At 48.6% G+C, this 13,233-nt stretch carries 13 protein-coding genes, 1 tRNA gene and 1 rRNA gene; 10 read left to right on the top strand and 5 right to left on the bottom strand.

Annotated elements, in window-relative coordinates:
* From GS501_RS01215 to GS501_RS01225, 3 genes are all read right to left on the bottom strand, one after another.
* The coding region (locus tag GS501_RS01215; RefSeq protein WP_160830074.1) for a hypothetical protein at positions 1-625 on the bottom strand (625 nt) is incomplete at its 3' end.
* A 441-nt stretch (positions 626-1,066) separates the two neighbouring features.
* The gene (locus tag GS501_RS01220) at positions 1,067-1,390 is read right to left on the bottom strand and encodes a hypothetical protein (protein ID WP_237442358.1); all 324 of its coding nucleotides are present in this window, start codon (positions 1,388-1,390) and stop codon (positions 1,067-1,069) included.
* 55 nt (positions 1,391-1,445) lie between these two features.
* A complete protein-coding gene (locus tag GS501_RS01225) occupies positions 1,446-1,967 on the bottom strand; it encodes a hypothetical protein (RefSeq protein ID WP_160830076.1) in 522 nt (173 codons plus the stop codon).
* 220 nt (positions 1,968-2,187) lie between these two features.
* Between GS501_RS01225 and GS501_RS01230 the strand changes: the two genes are divergently transcribed.
* The 10 genes from GS501_RS01230 (at position 2,188) to GS501_RS01275 (ending at position 12,816) form a co-directional block, all read left to right on the top strand.
* A complete protein-coding gene (locus tag GS501_RS01230; RefSeq protein WP_160830077.1) occupies positions 2,188-3,447 on the top strand; it encodes an adenosylmethionine--8-amino-7-oxononanoate transaminase in 1,260 nt (419 codons plus the stop codon).
* Positions 3,444-4,625, top strand: coding sequence for an 8-amino-7-oxononanoate synthase (locus tag GS501_RS01235; RefSeq protein WP_160830078.1), 1,182 nt, complete (start codon positions 3,444-3,446; stop codon positions 4,623-4,625). The genes GS501_RS01230 and GS501_RS01235 overlap by 4 nt, the downstream gene beginning before the upstream one ends.
* Complete coding sequence (locus tag GS501_RS01240) at positions 4,625-5,260, top strand: alpha/beta fold hydrolase (protein WP_160830079.1); 636 nt, start codon at positions 4,625-4,627, stop codon at positions 5,258-5,260. Before GS501_RS01235 ends, GS501_RS01240 begins: the two co-directional genes overlap by 1 nt.
* Positions 5,253-6,041, top strand: coding sequence for a methyltransferase (locus GS501_RS01245; protein ID WP_160830080.1), 789 nt, complete (start codon positions 5,253-5,255; stop codon positions 6,039-6,041). The genes GS501_RS01240 and GS501_RS01245 overlap by 8 nt, the downstream gene beginning before the upstream one ends.
* Complete coding sequence (bioD, locus tag GS501_RS01250; RefSeq protein ID WP_160830081.1) at positions 6,038-6,727, top strand: dethiobiotin synthase; 690 nt, start codon at positions 6,038-6,040, stop codon at positions 6,725-6,727. The genes GS501_RS01245 and bioD overlap by 4 nt, the downstream gene beginning before the upstream one ends.
* Before the next feature lie 138 nt (positions 6,728-6,865).
* Positions 6,866-8,410, top strand: a complete 1,545-nt coding sequence (locus GS501_RS01255; protein WP_160830082.1) for a glucan biosynthesis protein — start codon at positions 6,866-6,868, stop codon at positions 8,408-8,410.
* Positions 8,407-10,548: a glucans biosynthesis glucosyltransferase MdoH gene (gene mdoH, locus GS501_RS01260; RefSeq protein ID WP_237442359.1), complete on the top strand. Its 2,142-nt coding sequence runs from the start codon at positions 8,407-8,409 to the stop codon at positions 10,546-10,548. The genes GS501_RS01255 and mdoH overlap by 4 nt, the downstream gene beginning before the upstream one ends.
* A gap of 148 nt (positions 10,549-10,696) precedes the next feature.
* Complete coding sequence (locus GS501_RS01265; protein WP_160830084.1) at positions 10,697-11,743, top strand: NAD(P)-dependent alcohol dehydrogenase; 1,047 nt, start codon at positions 10,697-10,699, stop codon at positions 11,741-11,743.
* Between the two features lie 79 nt (positions 11,744-11,822).
* A complete protein-coding gene (locus GS501_RS01270) occupies positions 11,823-12,248 on the top strand; it encodes an organic hydroperoxide resistance protein (RefSeq protein ID WP_160830085.1) in 426 nt (141 codons plus the stop codon).
* Between the two features lie 151 nt (positions 12,249-12,399).
* Positions 12,400-12,816, top strand: a complete 417-nt coding sequence (locus GS501_RS01275) for a DoxX family protein (protein WP_160830086.1) — start codon at positions 12,400-12,402, stop codon at positions 12,814-12,816.
* A gap of 207 nt (positions 12,817-13,023) precedes the next feature.
* Here the strand turns inward: GS501_RS01275 and GS501_RS01280 are convergent.
* Both GS501_RS01280 and rrf read right to left on the bottom strand, forming a co-directional pair.
* Positions 13,024-13,100: transfer RNA gene (locus GS501_RS01280), tRNA-Met, on the bottom strand.
* Between the two features lie 26 nt (positions 13,101-13,126).
* Positions 13,127-13,233: ribosomal RNA gene (gene rrf, locus GS501_RS01285) — 5S ribosomal RNA — on the bottom strand; the annotation flags it as partial.

Raw genomic sequence — 13,233 nt, forward strand, 5'->3', positions numbered from 1 at the left:
CCGCCAGAACCGCACCCTTCGAGAGCGTCAAGTTCCCGCGATCACCCTGACCAACAATCGTGTAGCCATTATTGGCCACAAAACCCTGCAAGCGGGACGCATTGTCACCCACAGCCGTAACCGTGCCGTTATTGCTGACCGTGCCTACAACCGCTCCGGTCGTCTTATCAACAATATTGCCTGCAACAGATCCATTCTGGGACGCATTAAAGGCTAGGTCACCATTATTGGCACCACTGCCCTGAATGTTGATCGCGCCATCACGAATGATAACACTGCCGCCTAGTGTGGGGTCTGTCTCTTTATGGGGAAGTGCAGAACCAACAACGTCCTTGCCCATCAGAACAGATGTGCCGGTCAGCGTCGTAGCGCCGCTGCCGTTCTGGATGATAGAACCTGCACCTACAAAATTGTTATTAACTGTTGAAGAATTACTATTATCTATGGTGAGAGACGGAGCCACATCGTCTGCGTAGGCTCCTCCCGTCCAGCATATCCCTGCGCTTCCTAAGAGGAGGCCCGCTACATGCCCCCATTTAAACGTATGAGGAAGGCCAGACAGTCTTTCCTCTGTGAAAACGTAACGGTTATTCTGCAAGTTTTTTTTGGTCAGGAACAAACGCACGGGAAAGGCTCCCTCAGGATAAGAAAAAGGACGAAAGAACCCCACACTCTAATTGAAGCATAGGAGAACGAAAAAAGCTCTCAAACGAACTACATATTTGTTCTATATTCGCACTGATATATAGAATAGCTTAACTTAAGATTACAATCTTTTTTTCTTCCCATTAGCCTCTACTGCTTACTAATTCATGAAAACGAAAAAGAATCCAACAATATGCTCTCATCACTCTCTCCTCTTACAAAAATGAAAAAAGAGCAGGCGAACACAAATATTATGTTCACCTACTCCCATCAAGAACAATAAAAATTACAAACCTATATAAAATAAGAACCCTATTTACATATGGTTATGCCTTTTAAAATGCATCTTTCTTTATTTTAAGATATTTCTTACAGAACAACTCATAGATTTATAAATTTTTACGCAAAGTATGTCATTCCTTTACTGATTAAAACCTAACGAACCAGGGAGGAAACGACGTTCTCGATACATATCAGCCGGCCGCTCTTGCACGTTTTGATTCACAGAGGTCCGGGGGACTTTACGCCTTCTTGTTGTCTTTTCAAAAGCAGAACGTGACTCTGTTCTCCGCTGTTCCAAACGTTCAGCCTCCTGATCAGCGTTCTGCAAAGCAGCCCGGCGCGCATCCTGACTATCTTGGATATGCGCCAAAGTCTCTATCTGATACGGATCAGTATCGGCCGACTGCGCGTGAACGACTCCTCCACTAACGAGGAAAAGCGAACCCAATAGACCAACCGACATAAGATAGTGCCAATACCTCATAACGCTTTCCCTTTTTCAATTTACACTTTCCTTACTATCTTCTCGGACATGAAGCATTCGGTTGAACACGTGTTTGATTATTCGCCGTTATCACTAACAAAGCACTCCCAGGTCGATATTCACACGTACGCCCCACCTGAGTTGATAAGAGTGCCTCACCTCCAGCACGATCTTGGTATGCAATTGTCACCCCCCTAACAAGGGTATGACCACCCACAGCAGCCCCTCCTAACAAAGCACCACCCGCAGCACCACCGGCACCGGCAGCCAAGCCTCCACCCCAACCGGCCCCCCCAGGACCAGCAGCAAGACCCGCCCCCAATGCAGCCCCTAACAACCCACCAACAACTTGAGATGTTTCATGATTATGTGAATTATCAACATTCACTCGTGCGCTTGATACCGAAATGATATTCACAACACGCCCACGCTGCACCCCATTAACCTGAGATTGATCGTAGACATCAGGGCGCGAATCCTCACCAGGGGTTTCACAAGCCCCCAAAGCCAGAAATGATGTTAGTCCAAGAACTGCAAACCGAGACGCCTTTATCATCCCTACCTCCAAAAACGCGCTACCCAGGCGCTAGGTGCAAAAATAAGATACCCGTCTATATAGAGTGTCCGATCTAGAGAAAAAAGTATCCATACCGCTACACGCCTAGGGTAAAAAGATAATAACCTTTCTTGCAATTATCGATTCTGTCATAATTACAGGCAGTGCCTTAAAGGCTTTTTTATATTTCTCCTTTACCAGTACGAAATACTATCTCTTTATGAACGCTTCTGCCGACACACTACCCTCTCTCTGGCTTCCCTATTGCCAAATGAAAACATCCCCTTTTCCGGTGAAAGCGCACTCCACCACCGGTAGTACTATTACGTTACAGGATGGCCGCACACTTATTGACGGTATCGCGTCCTGGTGGACGGCATGTCACGGCTATAACCACCCACATCTTCAAAAAGTCCTGAACGACCAAGCCCAGCGGATGCCGCATATTATGTTTGGTGGGATGATACATGAGCCCGCTCAACATCTTGCTCAGCGCCTTGCCACCCTTCTTCCTGGAGATCTTGAAAGAGTTTTTTTCACTGATTCCGGCTCTGTCGCCATGGAAGTTGCGGTTAAAATAGCTGTACAATTCCACCTGAATCACGGCAGATCAGACCGTCATAAACTCCTCTCATTTCGTGGAGGTTACCACGGCGACACGTTAGGTATGATGGCGATCTGTGACCCTGAAGAAGGCATGCACTCCCTCTTTGGAGAGGCTCTTCCCAAGCAATATTTAGCCGATCTCCCGACAAATCCCGAACGCCTCTCAGCGCTTGAGGCGCTCCTGGATCAGCAAGGCCATACGATTGCTGCTCTCATCACAGAGCCCTTAGTGCAAGGCGCCGGTGGGATGCTTTTCCATGATCCAGCAACATTGCAACATTTACGCCGCCTCTGTGATCATCATGGTATTCTTCTCATTTTTGATGAGGTCTTCACCGGTTTCGGTCGCACGGGGACGATGTTTGCCTGCGAGCAAGCCGCTGTAACACCAGATATCATAGCTCTCTCCAAAGCTCTCACTGGTGGAACAATGCCCCTGGCCGCCACGGTGGCACGCCGCCATGTCTTTGAAGCATTTTTATCTGACAACCCACTTCATGCGCTCATGCATGGCCCTACTTTTATGGCAAATCCTCTTGGTTGTGCTGTTGCGAATGCTTCCTTAGATTTGTTCGAAACAGAACCGCGTTTGGACCAAGTGCATCGCATTGAAGCCCAATTAAAAGCTGAACTTGCTCCTTGTCGTTCTTTTCCATTTGTAAAAGACGTCCGTGTTATGGGGGCTATTGGCGTAGTCGAGCTCGAAAAAATAAACGATATCACGGCGCTTAAACACGCGTTCCTTGCTGAAAATGTGTGGATTCGCCCCTTCCGTAATATTATCTATCTCACACCCGCTTTTACTATTTCGTCTCATGAGCTCTCTCATCTCACGAATGCAATTATCCGTGTATTGAAAACCTATACGTCATGAACGCTCTTCAACAAGCCCTCCAACACGCTTTAAAGCGCCGTGACGAAACCCAAACACGGCGGACTCTTTCCTCAATCACACGGGATGGCCCTTACCTTTGGCGCAATGGCACCCAGTTACTTGATGTTTCATCAAATGATTATTTAGGCCTTGCCGATCACCCGATCGTCAAGCAACGGGCTGCCGAATGGGCTGAGCGCTATGGCGCTGGAGCGCGTGCGTCCCGATTAGTCACAGGCACACTCGCGCTGCACCACCATATCGAAGAACGGTTGGCCACGTTTAAATCCAGTGAGGCTGCCCTATTATTCGCAAGCGGCTGGCAAGCTAACGCCTCCATCATTCCAGCCCTTTCTGCACTTTCTCGTCAAGAGACAGGCGCTCCAGCACAATTCTATATGGACCGCCTGAACCATGCGAGCCTCCATCACGGTTGCTTAAGCGCTGGCGTACACCAAAAACGTTTCCGCCATAATGATCTCACTCATTTAGAAGAGCTTCTATCCCGAGACAAAGATACAACAGGATTACGCTTCATTGTCACAGAGAGCGTTTTCTCTATGGATGGTGATCAAGCAGATATCCCTGCACTTCGTGCCTTAGCGGATCACTTTGGCGCCTTCCTTTACATTGACGAAGCCCATGCCACAGGTGTTCTTGGCCCAGAAGGGCGCGGTCTAGGCCATGGTCTTTCTGATATTACCATGAGCACAGCCAGTAAAGCTCTTGGAGGAATGGGCGCCTTTGTCACAGGCTCTAGAGCCCTATGTGATTATCTTCTTAACCAGGCTTCTGGCTTTATCTACAGCACAGCGCTACCACCCGCCCTATTAGGGGCCATCGACGCAGCGTTAGATCTGATTCCTACATTGGAACAAGAACGCCATACCTTACACGCTCACGCTTCCAAACTACGCAAACGCCTTCATCTTATCGGGCGATCCACTAGCACCTCAACAACACAAATCATCCCCGTCATCATTGGAGAAAGTGATCAGGCGCTTTCCATAGCCAAAATGTTGGAACATGCGGGATTTCTTGTCGCGGCCATAAGGCCGCCTACCGTGCCTCCTCATACAGCACGTTTACGCATCGCCCTTAATAGTCAGATAAGCGCTGCAGACATAGACCGATTGGGAGATGCTCTCCTCAAATATTGTTCGTTGGAAAATCCATAATGCTGCGCTGTCTCTATCTCGCTCATGGCTGGAGCTATGATGCCTCCTTTTGGACCGCGATGCTGCATCAATTACCCGGTTTTCGCGCCGTTATCATAGATTTTGGCTATAACGGTGCACCGTCATTTCCGCCTCCCCCACAAGAACCTTATCTAGCCGTTGGTCATTCAACGGGTGTCTTATCTCTTTTAGCTCAGGATTCGCCGTTGTGCCGCGGTATGCTTTCAATTAACGGGTTTGCACGTTTCAGCCAGGCGGCCTCCTTCCCTGAAGGAATTCCAGCTCGCTTTATAGAACGTATGAACCGCCGCCTCTGTCAGGATACATCCTCTGTCTTGCACGCTTTTCGACATATGTGTGGAGACAACCGAACACCTCTCCCACACACACCAGACCAAGCAACGCTCCAAGCTGGCCTTACAACACTGATACAAGCTGATCACCGCCCTCATCTCACACGATGGTCTGGAAAACTTAATAGCTTAGTCGGGCAAGACGACCCCCTTTCACCTGCTCGCTCAGGCCTCCCACCCCCTGCACGACAAGACACACTGCCCGGTGGTCATGTGCTGCCATTAACTCATCCTCATTTGTGTGCCCAACATCTTCGTGCCATAGCATCGCACTATGACTGATCATCGAAAATCTTCTATTCGTGATCGCTTCAATAGCGCCATTCACTATGACCAAGCAGCACGCGTTCAAAAACGTTGTGCAACCCACCTTGCCCAAGACAGTTATACCTATTGTGCTCCTTCTCCCCCTCAACGTATTCTTGAACTTGGGTGTGGAACAGGTTTCTTAACCTCTGAGCTCCGTCACTTATTCCCCAACGCATCCATATGCGCGACGGATCTGTCCCCGGATATGCTCAAACGAACAGACGAGCGTCTCGGCTCATCTCCGAATGTTTTTTTACGCATCATGGACGGGGAATTCCCACATACCGACTGGCCATCATCACACCATCCACCGTTCGACCTCATTACATCCAGTCTTTGCTGGCAATGGTTTACGGACCGCCCTGCTGCTTTAAAACGCCTGATTCCCCTTCTCGCTCCAGGCGGATGCTTTGTTATTGCAACGCTTGTACAAGACAGCCTCAAAGAATGGCGGGAAAGCTGTCTGGCCACACACATACCCTGTGGCGTACCTGATTATCCTTCTCTCAAGCTTCTCAATCAGGAGTGGCCTTTAGATGGAACAGGCCTCTGGGAAGAGCATCTTTTAACGGACCCCGTCCCTTCTGCCCGTCATTTTCTAAGAGATTTACGCCGTATTGGCGCAACACTCCCACAAAATTCTTACCTACCAACACGTGGCCTGGGCCTAAAACAGGCCATGCAGTGGTTCGATGACCACCACCATGCGGTTACCTATCACATAGGGTTTGGCTTTTTCCGGAAAAACGTATGATATCCCACACATCTCTTTTACCACCCCCTTCCGTTTCACTCGATACCTCTCGCGGTGTTTTCGTCACCGGGACCGACACAAATATTGGGAAAACACTTATCTCAGCAATTCTTTGCCGTGCCTGGGAGGCTACCTACTGGAAACCCCTCCAAACGGGACTCAATGAAGACCCTGGAGATACCACGACAGTCCGCCATCTTGCCCAATTACCATCCGATCGTATGATCCCCCCCGCTTACAGCCTTCGCGAACCTCTTGCACCCGATGCCGCCGCCCATCATGATCAGATCACTATCAATCCAACGCACTTAACCCTACCTCTCTCACACCAGCCACTCATTATTGAAGGTGCCGGAGGGCTCATGGTCCCTATCACCGATACTATGATGATGATTGACCTCATCGCGGCACTCGGCCTTCCTATCGTCTTGGTCGTACGCAGCACATTAGGGACCCTTAATCACACACTTCTCAGCCTAGAAGCACTCTATCGACGGCAGCTACCCGTTTTAGGCTTTATAAGCAGTGGCCCTCTTAACCCTGAAAATACACGCCGTATTGAAGAACTTGGCCAAATACGTTGCCTTCTTGAGGTGCCCCTCTTATCCCCGCCGTCTCCCCACATGGTTGAACATTATTCTAAAAAAATCCCAACCTTGGTTTCACTATCCCGTGGAATGTCTTAATTTTGCCCTCTATCAGGGACTAAAAGTTAATAAAATATCTTTATCACACTGATATGCGTTACTAATGTCATTCATTCTTTCAGAGTGTCACATTGAGGTAGTTGATCGCCACTGCGACAAGGGAGTTAAAAAGAATCTATGCCAGTTTTACGCCGCCATTTTATCAAAGCTGGCCTCGGGCTCAGCACAGGCCTCTCCTTTCTCCGTTTCTTAGTCAGAGATGGTCACGCTGCTGGTCCAGCCCCCTCTATATCGCATAGCTTTGACAATAATACCGTGCATGATTTGGCAAAGACCCTTGCCCAACACCCCTTCGAAGCGCCTTCGCAAAAACTCCCCCCTACTTTAGAGCATATGAACTTCGATCAGTTCTCATCTATCGCCTACAACCCCGAAAAGGCGCTTTGGCATGATGACAAACTTGCTTTCGATGTTGAATTCTTCCCTCGCGGTTATCTCTACCGCCCTCGTATTGAGATATTTAACGTTGTTGATGGTCAAGCCGACCTTGTGCCCTATAACGCAGACCTTTTTACCTACCGTGATCCCGCACTCAAAGTTACAGAAGATGTTGGATTTTCGGGACTCCGTGTTCGTTATGCCATCAACACGCCAGGCGTTATGGAAGAATGTGCCGTCTTCTTAGGTGCTTCCTATTTCAGAGCTCTCGCGAAAAACCAGGATTATGGCCTTTCAGCACGCGGTTTTGCAAAAGATACAGGCTCCCTGAAAGGGGAGGAATTTCCTCTTTTCCGTTCATTTTGGCTGGAAAAGCCTACGGCAGGGAGTGATTCCCTTGTCATTCATGCCCTCATGGATAGCCCTTCTATTACAGGGGCGTTCCGTTTCAGTATTCGCCCAGGGGAAACGACTCTCTTTGATGTACAATCTTCGCTTTTCCCGCGTCACGACATTGATAGCGGTGGCGTCGCCCCATTAACGGGCATGTTCTATTTCGATGCGAATAATCGTAGTCACGTCGATGATTGGCGCCACGCAGCCCATGATAGTGAAGCCCTCCAAATGTGGACGGGCACCGGCCAACAACTTTACCGCCCCCTTACCAATCCAACAGATCTACAATTCTCAGTCTTCAGTGATACAGGCCCCTATGGTTATGGTCTGATGCAACGCAAACACGACTTCCGTGATTATGAAGACCTCGCTCTTCATTACGAAAAACGACCTTCTTTGTGGATTGAACCCGTTGGAAACTGGGGAGATGGCAGTGTTAATCTCATTGAAATTCCGACACCCAGCGAAGTGAATGATAATATCGTTTCCTTTTGGAGACCAAAACAGCCCTTAAAAAGCGGTCAAAGCTATAACTTCACCTACCGTATGTATTGGGGGTGGGATACTCCCTGGCCCACACGACTGGCTCGTGTCGTTGCAACACGCATTGGTGGCGTCGTTGACCATCCAGAAGTCCGCCAAATTGTGTTGGACTTTAACGGGGAGCCTTTCCGAACTTTGCCTCCAGAAACAAGGTTTCATCTTGTCACGCAATGTTCAACCGGGAACATTCGCAATGTGACGATTGTGCCCAACCCAGAAGTAAAAGGAATGCGGGCTCTCTTTGAATTCGTCCCTGGAGACACAAAACTTTCCGAACTTCAGGCACAACTCGCTACCGATCAAGGCCCTATCTCTGAAACATGGCTTTATCGCTGGACCGCATGACAGACATGAACCCTTCTTCCTCAACCGAAGCTTTTTTGCCGCCACCTTCCCCTCTGGACATGCCGGTTCAAGATCTAGGACGCCCGCCTAAACGATATGGTCGGCCTTTCTGGCGTCTCCCAACCACCCCTTCAACTCTATGGCTTAGACGTCTCTTTGTATTTGGAGGTTCCCTCGCTTTAACGGGATATGGTGTCGAAAGAATCAATCAAGTTTTCAATGCGCTGGGCTTCTCCACATTAGGCATCATTATTTTGGTGCTGTTCGCCATTCTTAGCTTTTGGCTTTCTCTTTCGTTTGTGTCGGCTATTGGTGGTTTCTTCTCTCTCATCAGAGGCGGAGGCCTTGGGTTAGGCCTGCAACGCGATGGGCCTCTTCCATCAGTTCATGATCGCACAGCTATTCTCCTTCCAACATATAATGAGCCTCCTTCCCGCTTGATGATTAACCTGCAAGCCATGTTGCGGAGCCTTCAAGAAACGGGACAGGCTGATAAATTCGACGTTTTTATCCTCTCCGATACCACCAATCCTGATATTTGGATCGAAGAAGAACGCGCCTATCTCACGTTACGTGAGCACGATTACGCTCGGCATCGCGTTTTTTATCGTCGTCGTGCTCAAAATGTCGATCGTAAAGCCGGGAATCTTGCTGAATGGGTGCAGCATCATGGAGGGACTTATCCACATATGCTCACCCTGGATGCCGACAGTTTAATGGATGGTGGCTTAATCGTCCGCCTGGCACACGCCATGGAAAGCCACCCTCATGTTGGACTGATCCAAAGCCTCCCTGTCATCGCAGGAGGGCATACACTTTTCGCCCGTATGCAACAATTCGCCGGACGCATTTACGGCCCGCTTATTGCTCATGGTATTGCCTGGTGGCACGGGTCAGAAGGGAATTATTGGGGCCATAATGCCATCATCCGCACCCAAGCTTTTGCTGAACAAGCGGGCCTTCCCCACCTTCCTGGCAAGCCTCCCTTTGGTGGGCATATTCTAAGTCATGACTTCGTTGAGGCTGCTCTCATGCGCCGCGGGGGATGGGCAATTCATATGGTGCCTGGACTTTTTGGGTCCTATGAGGAAAGTCCTCCTTCCTTGACCGATATTGCCATTCGTGATCGTCGCTGGTGCCAGGGGAATCTACAACATGCTCGTATTCTACCAACAAAAGGACTCCACTGGATCAGCCGTTCACATATGTTGGTTGGAATTGGCTCTTATGTAATGTCACCGCTTTGGTTGCTCTTTTTACTTTGCGGTATTCTCATTTCCTTACAGGCACGTTTTTCTCACACAGCTTATTTTGGGACGTCTCGAACTCTCTATCCACATTGGCCACATGTCGACCCTATCCAAGCACGGACGGTGTTTTTCACCACCATGCTGATCTTGCTTGCTCCTAAGATTCTCGCTTTCCTTGCTTGTTGCCTCAACACCGATGAACGCAAAAAAATAGGTGGCATTTTCAGACTAGCGGTTTCCGTTATTATTGAGACTATACTGGGTGCGCTGATCGCCCCCATTGCTATGCTTATCCAAACCTCTGGGATCATATCGATTCTACTAGGCCGGGACTCTGGATGGAACGCTCAAAACCGCGCGGATGGACGCGTCCCACTTAAAGAAATCACTCACCGCTATTGGCTGTATAGTGCTCTCGGCTTCGCCTTGAGTATCGCCGCTTGGTCTGTTTCCACCGCTTTATTCTTGTGGATGCTCCCTGTCCTTATCGGGCTCCTTTTAGCCATCCCTCTCGTTGCTTTCACATCAAGTCGTTACATCGGAGATGAGACCCGTAAAGCTGGTCTTCTTTTAATTCCAGAAGAAAGTCATCCACCTTCAATCATGCGTCTTGCAGAGGCAGAAGAAAAAGAATCTCCTGAAATCCCTCACTTTGAAGCCTTCACAGCTCTTCGACATGACCCCTTCCTTCGCATGATGCATCGGGCGTCTCTGCCACCTGCACGACAAGCTGGAGATCCCATCAATATTCCTCTGTTAACAGGGCTTCTAAAACTGCGTGAAAGTGCTTCTCTCAAAGAAGCTCTCCGGACTCTTAATACAAAAGAAAAAGCTGCCGTCCTTGCAAATGACGAAGGGATGAACCTTATTATGGGCCTGCCGGAGTAGTCCCTCCTCTCCATCGTATTGCAAAGTTTCTTCTTCTCTCCCCTCTTGGCAAAAGAGAAGATATGGGTATGGTACATTATTGTTCTAATTTAATGGAACAATAATGTTCCTGCCATTTTCCAGAAAAAGAAGATAGGACACTTTCCCCATGACTATTTCTGCCTACGCAGCAACTTCCAGTGAAACTCCACTCGAACCATTTACGTTTGAACATCGTGAACTCCGCAACAATGATGTTGCCATGGAAGTGCTTTATTGCGGTGTTTGTCACTCAGACCTGCATATGGCGCGCAATGACTGGGGTATGACATCATACCCACTTGTACCAGGTCATGAAATTATCGGCCGTGTTACAGCTATCGGCTCCGATGTCACAAAATATAAAATCGGCGATTCTGTTGCCGTCGGCTGTATGGTCGATTCCTGCCAGAATTGTGATCAATGTCATGCTGGCAATGAACAATATTGTCGTCATGAAATGACGGCCACCTACAACAGCCCTGACCGTCAAGATGGACAGATCACACGTGGTGGCTATGCGAAGCAACTCATCGCACGCGAAGAATTCGTGCTTCGTGTTCCAGATGGTTTAGACCTTTCTCGCGCTGCTCCCCTTCTTTGCGCTGGTATTACCACATACTCTCCGCTGCGTAATTGGAATGTCCGCCAAGGGACACGCGTTGGAATTATTGGTATGGGTGGCCTCGGTCATATGGCCATTAAACTCGCTATTGGTATGGGCGCAGAAGTCACTGTTATTAGCCGCTCAAAACGTAAAGAAGCCGATGCATTACGTCTTGGTGCTCATAAAGTTCTCATCTCTACCGATGAAAGCTCAATGCAAGCGGCCGCCAACAGCTTTGATCTTATCATTGATACAGTCCCTTATACCCATAACCTCGACCCTTACACTCCATTGCTTGATATTGACGGATCGCTCGTTATGGTTGGTCAAATTGGCCCCATGGAAGCGCAATCCAGCGTGCCTCTCATTATGGGACGTCGCCGTGTAGCAGGCTCCCTCATTGGTGGGATTCCCGAAACACAAGAGATGCTTGAATTTTGTGCTGAAAAAAACATTCTCCCAGATTGTGAAATGATTCGTATGGATCAAATTAACGAAGCTTTTGAGCGTCTGGAAAAAGGTGATGTTCATTACCGCTTTGTGATTGATATGGCGTCTTTCAACTCTTGAAAAATAGGGCTCTTCGGCCTCACATAAGAACTCACAACTAAGGGGGGCAAAACTTGCCTCCCTAAAAGGAGACGCTATTATGTCAGTTAACGTTCTTTATCGTACGGCTGCTCGTGCTGTTGGAGGCCGCGATGGTCACGCTGAAACGCTTGACGGTTCCTTCAAAGTCACTTTAGGCGTTCCAAAGGAGCTTGGTGGCAATGGAAAAGGCAACAACCCAGAGCAGTTGTTCGCTTCTGGCTATGCTGCTTGCTTTATAGGCGCCTTGAAACTTGCTGCCTCTCAAGAGAAGATTACATTGCCAAACGATGTTGAGGTTACAGCAACGGTTGGTATTGGCCCACGCTCTGATGGTGGATTTGGGCTCGAAGTTGAGCTCTCTGTTTCCCTACCTGGCATTTCCTCTGATATTGCAAAGGACCTTCTGAAGAAAACAGAATTTCTTTGCCCTTATGCTCATGCGACTAAAGGTAATATCAAGACCAATATTCATCTCGCAGCATAATTAAAGTTGCTCTTCTTAAAAGCCAGCTGAGGAAGCTGGCTTTTTTGTTACATTTAATTTTTGAAATCATCGATTGTTAATTTTGCCCATATTTTTTACAGAAGCTACGTATTATAAAATGCCTGTCAGATTTCTCTAGAAGGGCATATTAATGGTAAATTCTGCACAAAAGGACATACTTCTTGTTCTTGCTCGTGTTCTACTCTCTTCCTTATTTCTCATCATGGGATGGAGCAAATTGCAAGGCTTTGGGATGGCTGTAGGCTATATGCAGAGCCTTGGCGTTCCTCTCCCTAGCGTTGCTGCTGCTATCGCTGTCATCGTTGAGCTCGGAGGTGGCCTGGCTATTCTCACAGGTGTTTTAGCCTCCCCTGTTGCTATTCTTTTAGCTCCTTATACAATCGTCACAGCATTCATTGGCCATCATTTCTGGACGTTCCCTGCTGGTATGGTTCACTATGACATGATGATTCATTTCTACAAAAACATGAGCGTCGCCGGCGGACTCCTTGCTTTAGGAATCACTGGGCCAGGCCGTTACGCTTTATTTTCTCGTTCTTCCTCCTAATTTAAAAAAGGACATATCCTTTAATCAGGGTATGTCCTAATTTCTCCTTAAAGAACCCATCGTAACGAACAGTTTAGCGCTCAAAAACATACAAGAAACCGAAGGCAGTCTTTCCTCTTAGAGGAGAGAAGCTTTGTGCGTCTAGAGCGTAGGTTGATCTGTATTTGAACGTACAGGATCTAAGCTTCTTCAAAGTGGGGGATGTATTGGATGCGGGGGTAGGATTTGAACCTACGACCTTCAGGTTATGAGCCTGACGAGCTACCGGGCTGCTCCACCCCGCGTCAGGGGGATAGGGGTAAGCGAGGGGACCTGGCGGCGACCGACTTTTCCACCCGTCGAGGGGCAGTATCATAGGCGCTGGAGGTATTGACGGCCGAGTTCGGGATGGGATCGGGTTTAGAGCCTCCGCCATAG

This window comes from Saccharibacter sp. 17.LH.SD (assembly GCF_009834805.1).
GTDB lineage: Bacteria > Pseudomonadota > Alphaproteobacteria > Acetobacterales > Acetobacteraceae > Saccharibacter.

Bases quoted from the DNA above. Each gene is read 5' to 3' on its own strand.
- GS501_RS01235 (WP_160830078.1), top strand. From the start codon at position 3,444: ATGAACGCTCTTCAACAAGCCCTCCAACACGCTTTAAAGCGCCGTGAC.
- GS501_RS01240 (WP_160830079.1), top strand. From the start codon at position 4,625: ATGCTGCGCTGTCTCTATCTCGCTCATGGCTGGAGCTATGATGCCTCC.
- bioD (WP_160830081.1), top strand. From the start codon at position 6,038: ATGATATCCCACACATCTCTTTTACCACCCCCTTCCGTTTCACTCGAT.
- GS501_RS01230 (WP_160830077.1), top strand. From the start codon at position 2,188: ATGAACGCTTCTGCCGACACACTACCCTCTCTCTGGCTTCCCTATTGC.
- GS501_RS01225 (WP_160830076.1), bottom strand. From the start codon at position 1,967: ATGATAAAGGCGTCTCGGTTTGCAGTTCTTGGACTAACATCATTTCTG.
- GS501_RS01275 (WP_160830086.1), top strand. From the start codon at position 12,400: ATGGTAAATTCTGCACAAAAGGACATACTTCTTGTTCTTGCTCGTGTT.
- GS501_RS01245 (WP_160830080.1), top strand. From the start codon at position 5,253: ATGACTGATCATCGAAAATCTTCTATTCGTGATCGCTTCAATAGCGCC.
- GS501_RS01255 (WP_160830082.1), top strand. From the start codon at position 6,866: ATGCCAGTTTTACGCCGCCATTTTATCAAAGCTGGCCTCGGGCTCAGC.
- GS501_RS01265 (WP_160830084.1), top strand. From the start codon at position 10,697: ATGACTATTTCTGCCTACGCAGCAACTTCCAGTGAAACTCCACTCGAA.
- GS501_RS01270 (WP_160830085.1), top strand. From the start codon at position 11,823: ATGTCAGTTAACGTTCTTTATCGTACGGCTGCTCGTGCTGTTGGAGGC.
- mdoH (WP_237442359.1), top strand. From the start codon at position 8,407: ATGACAGACATGAACCCTTCTTCCTCAACCGAAGCTTTTTTGCCGCCA.
- GS501_RS01220 (WP_237442358.1), bottom strand. From the start codon at position 1,390: ATGTCGGTTGGTCTATTGGGTTCGCTTTTCCTCGTTAGTGGAGGAGTC.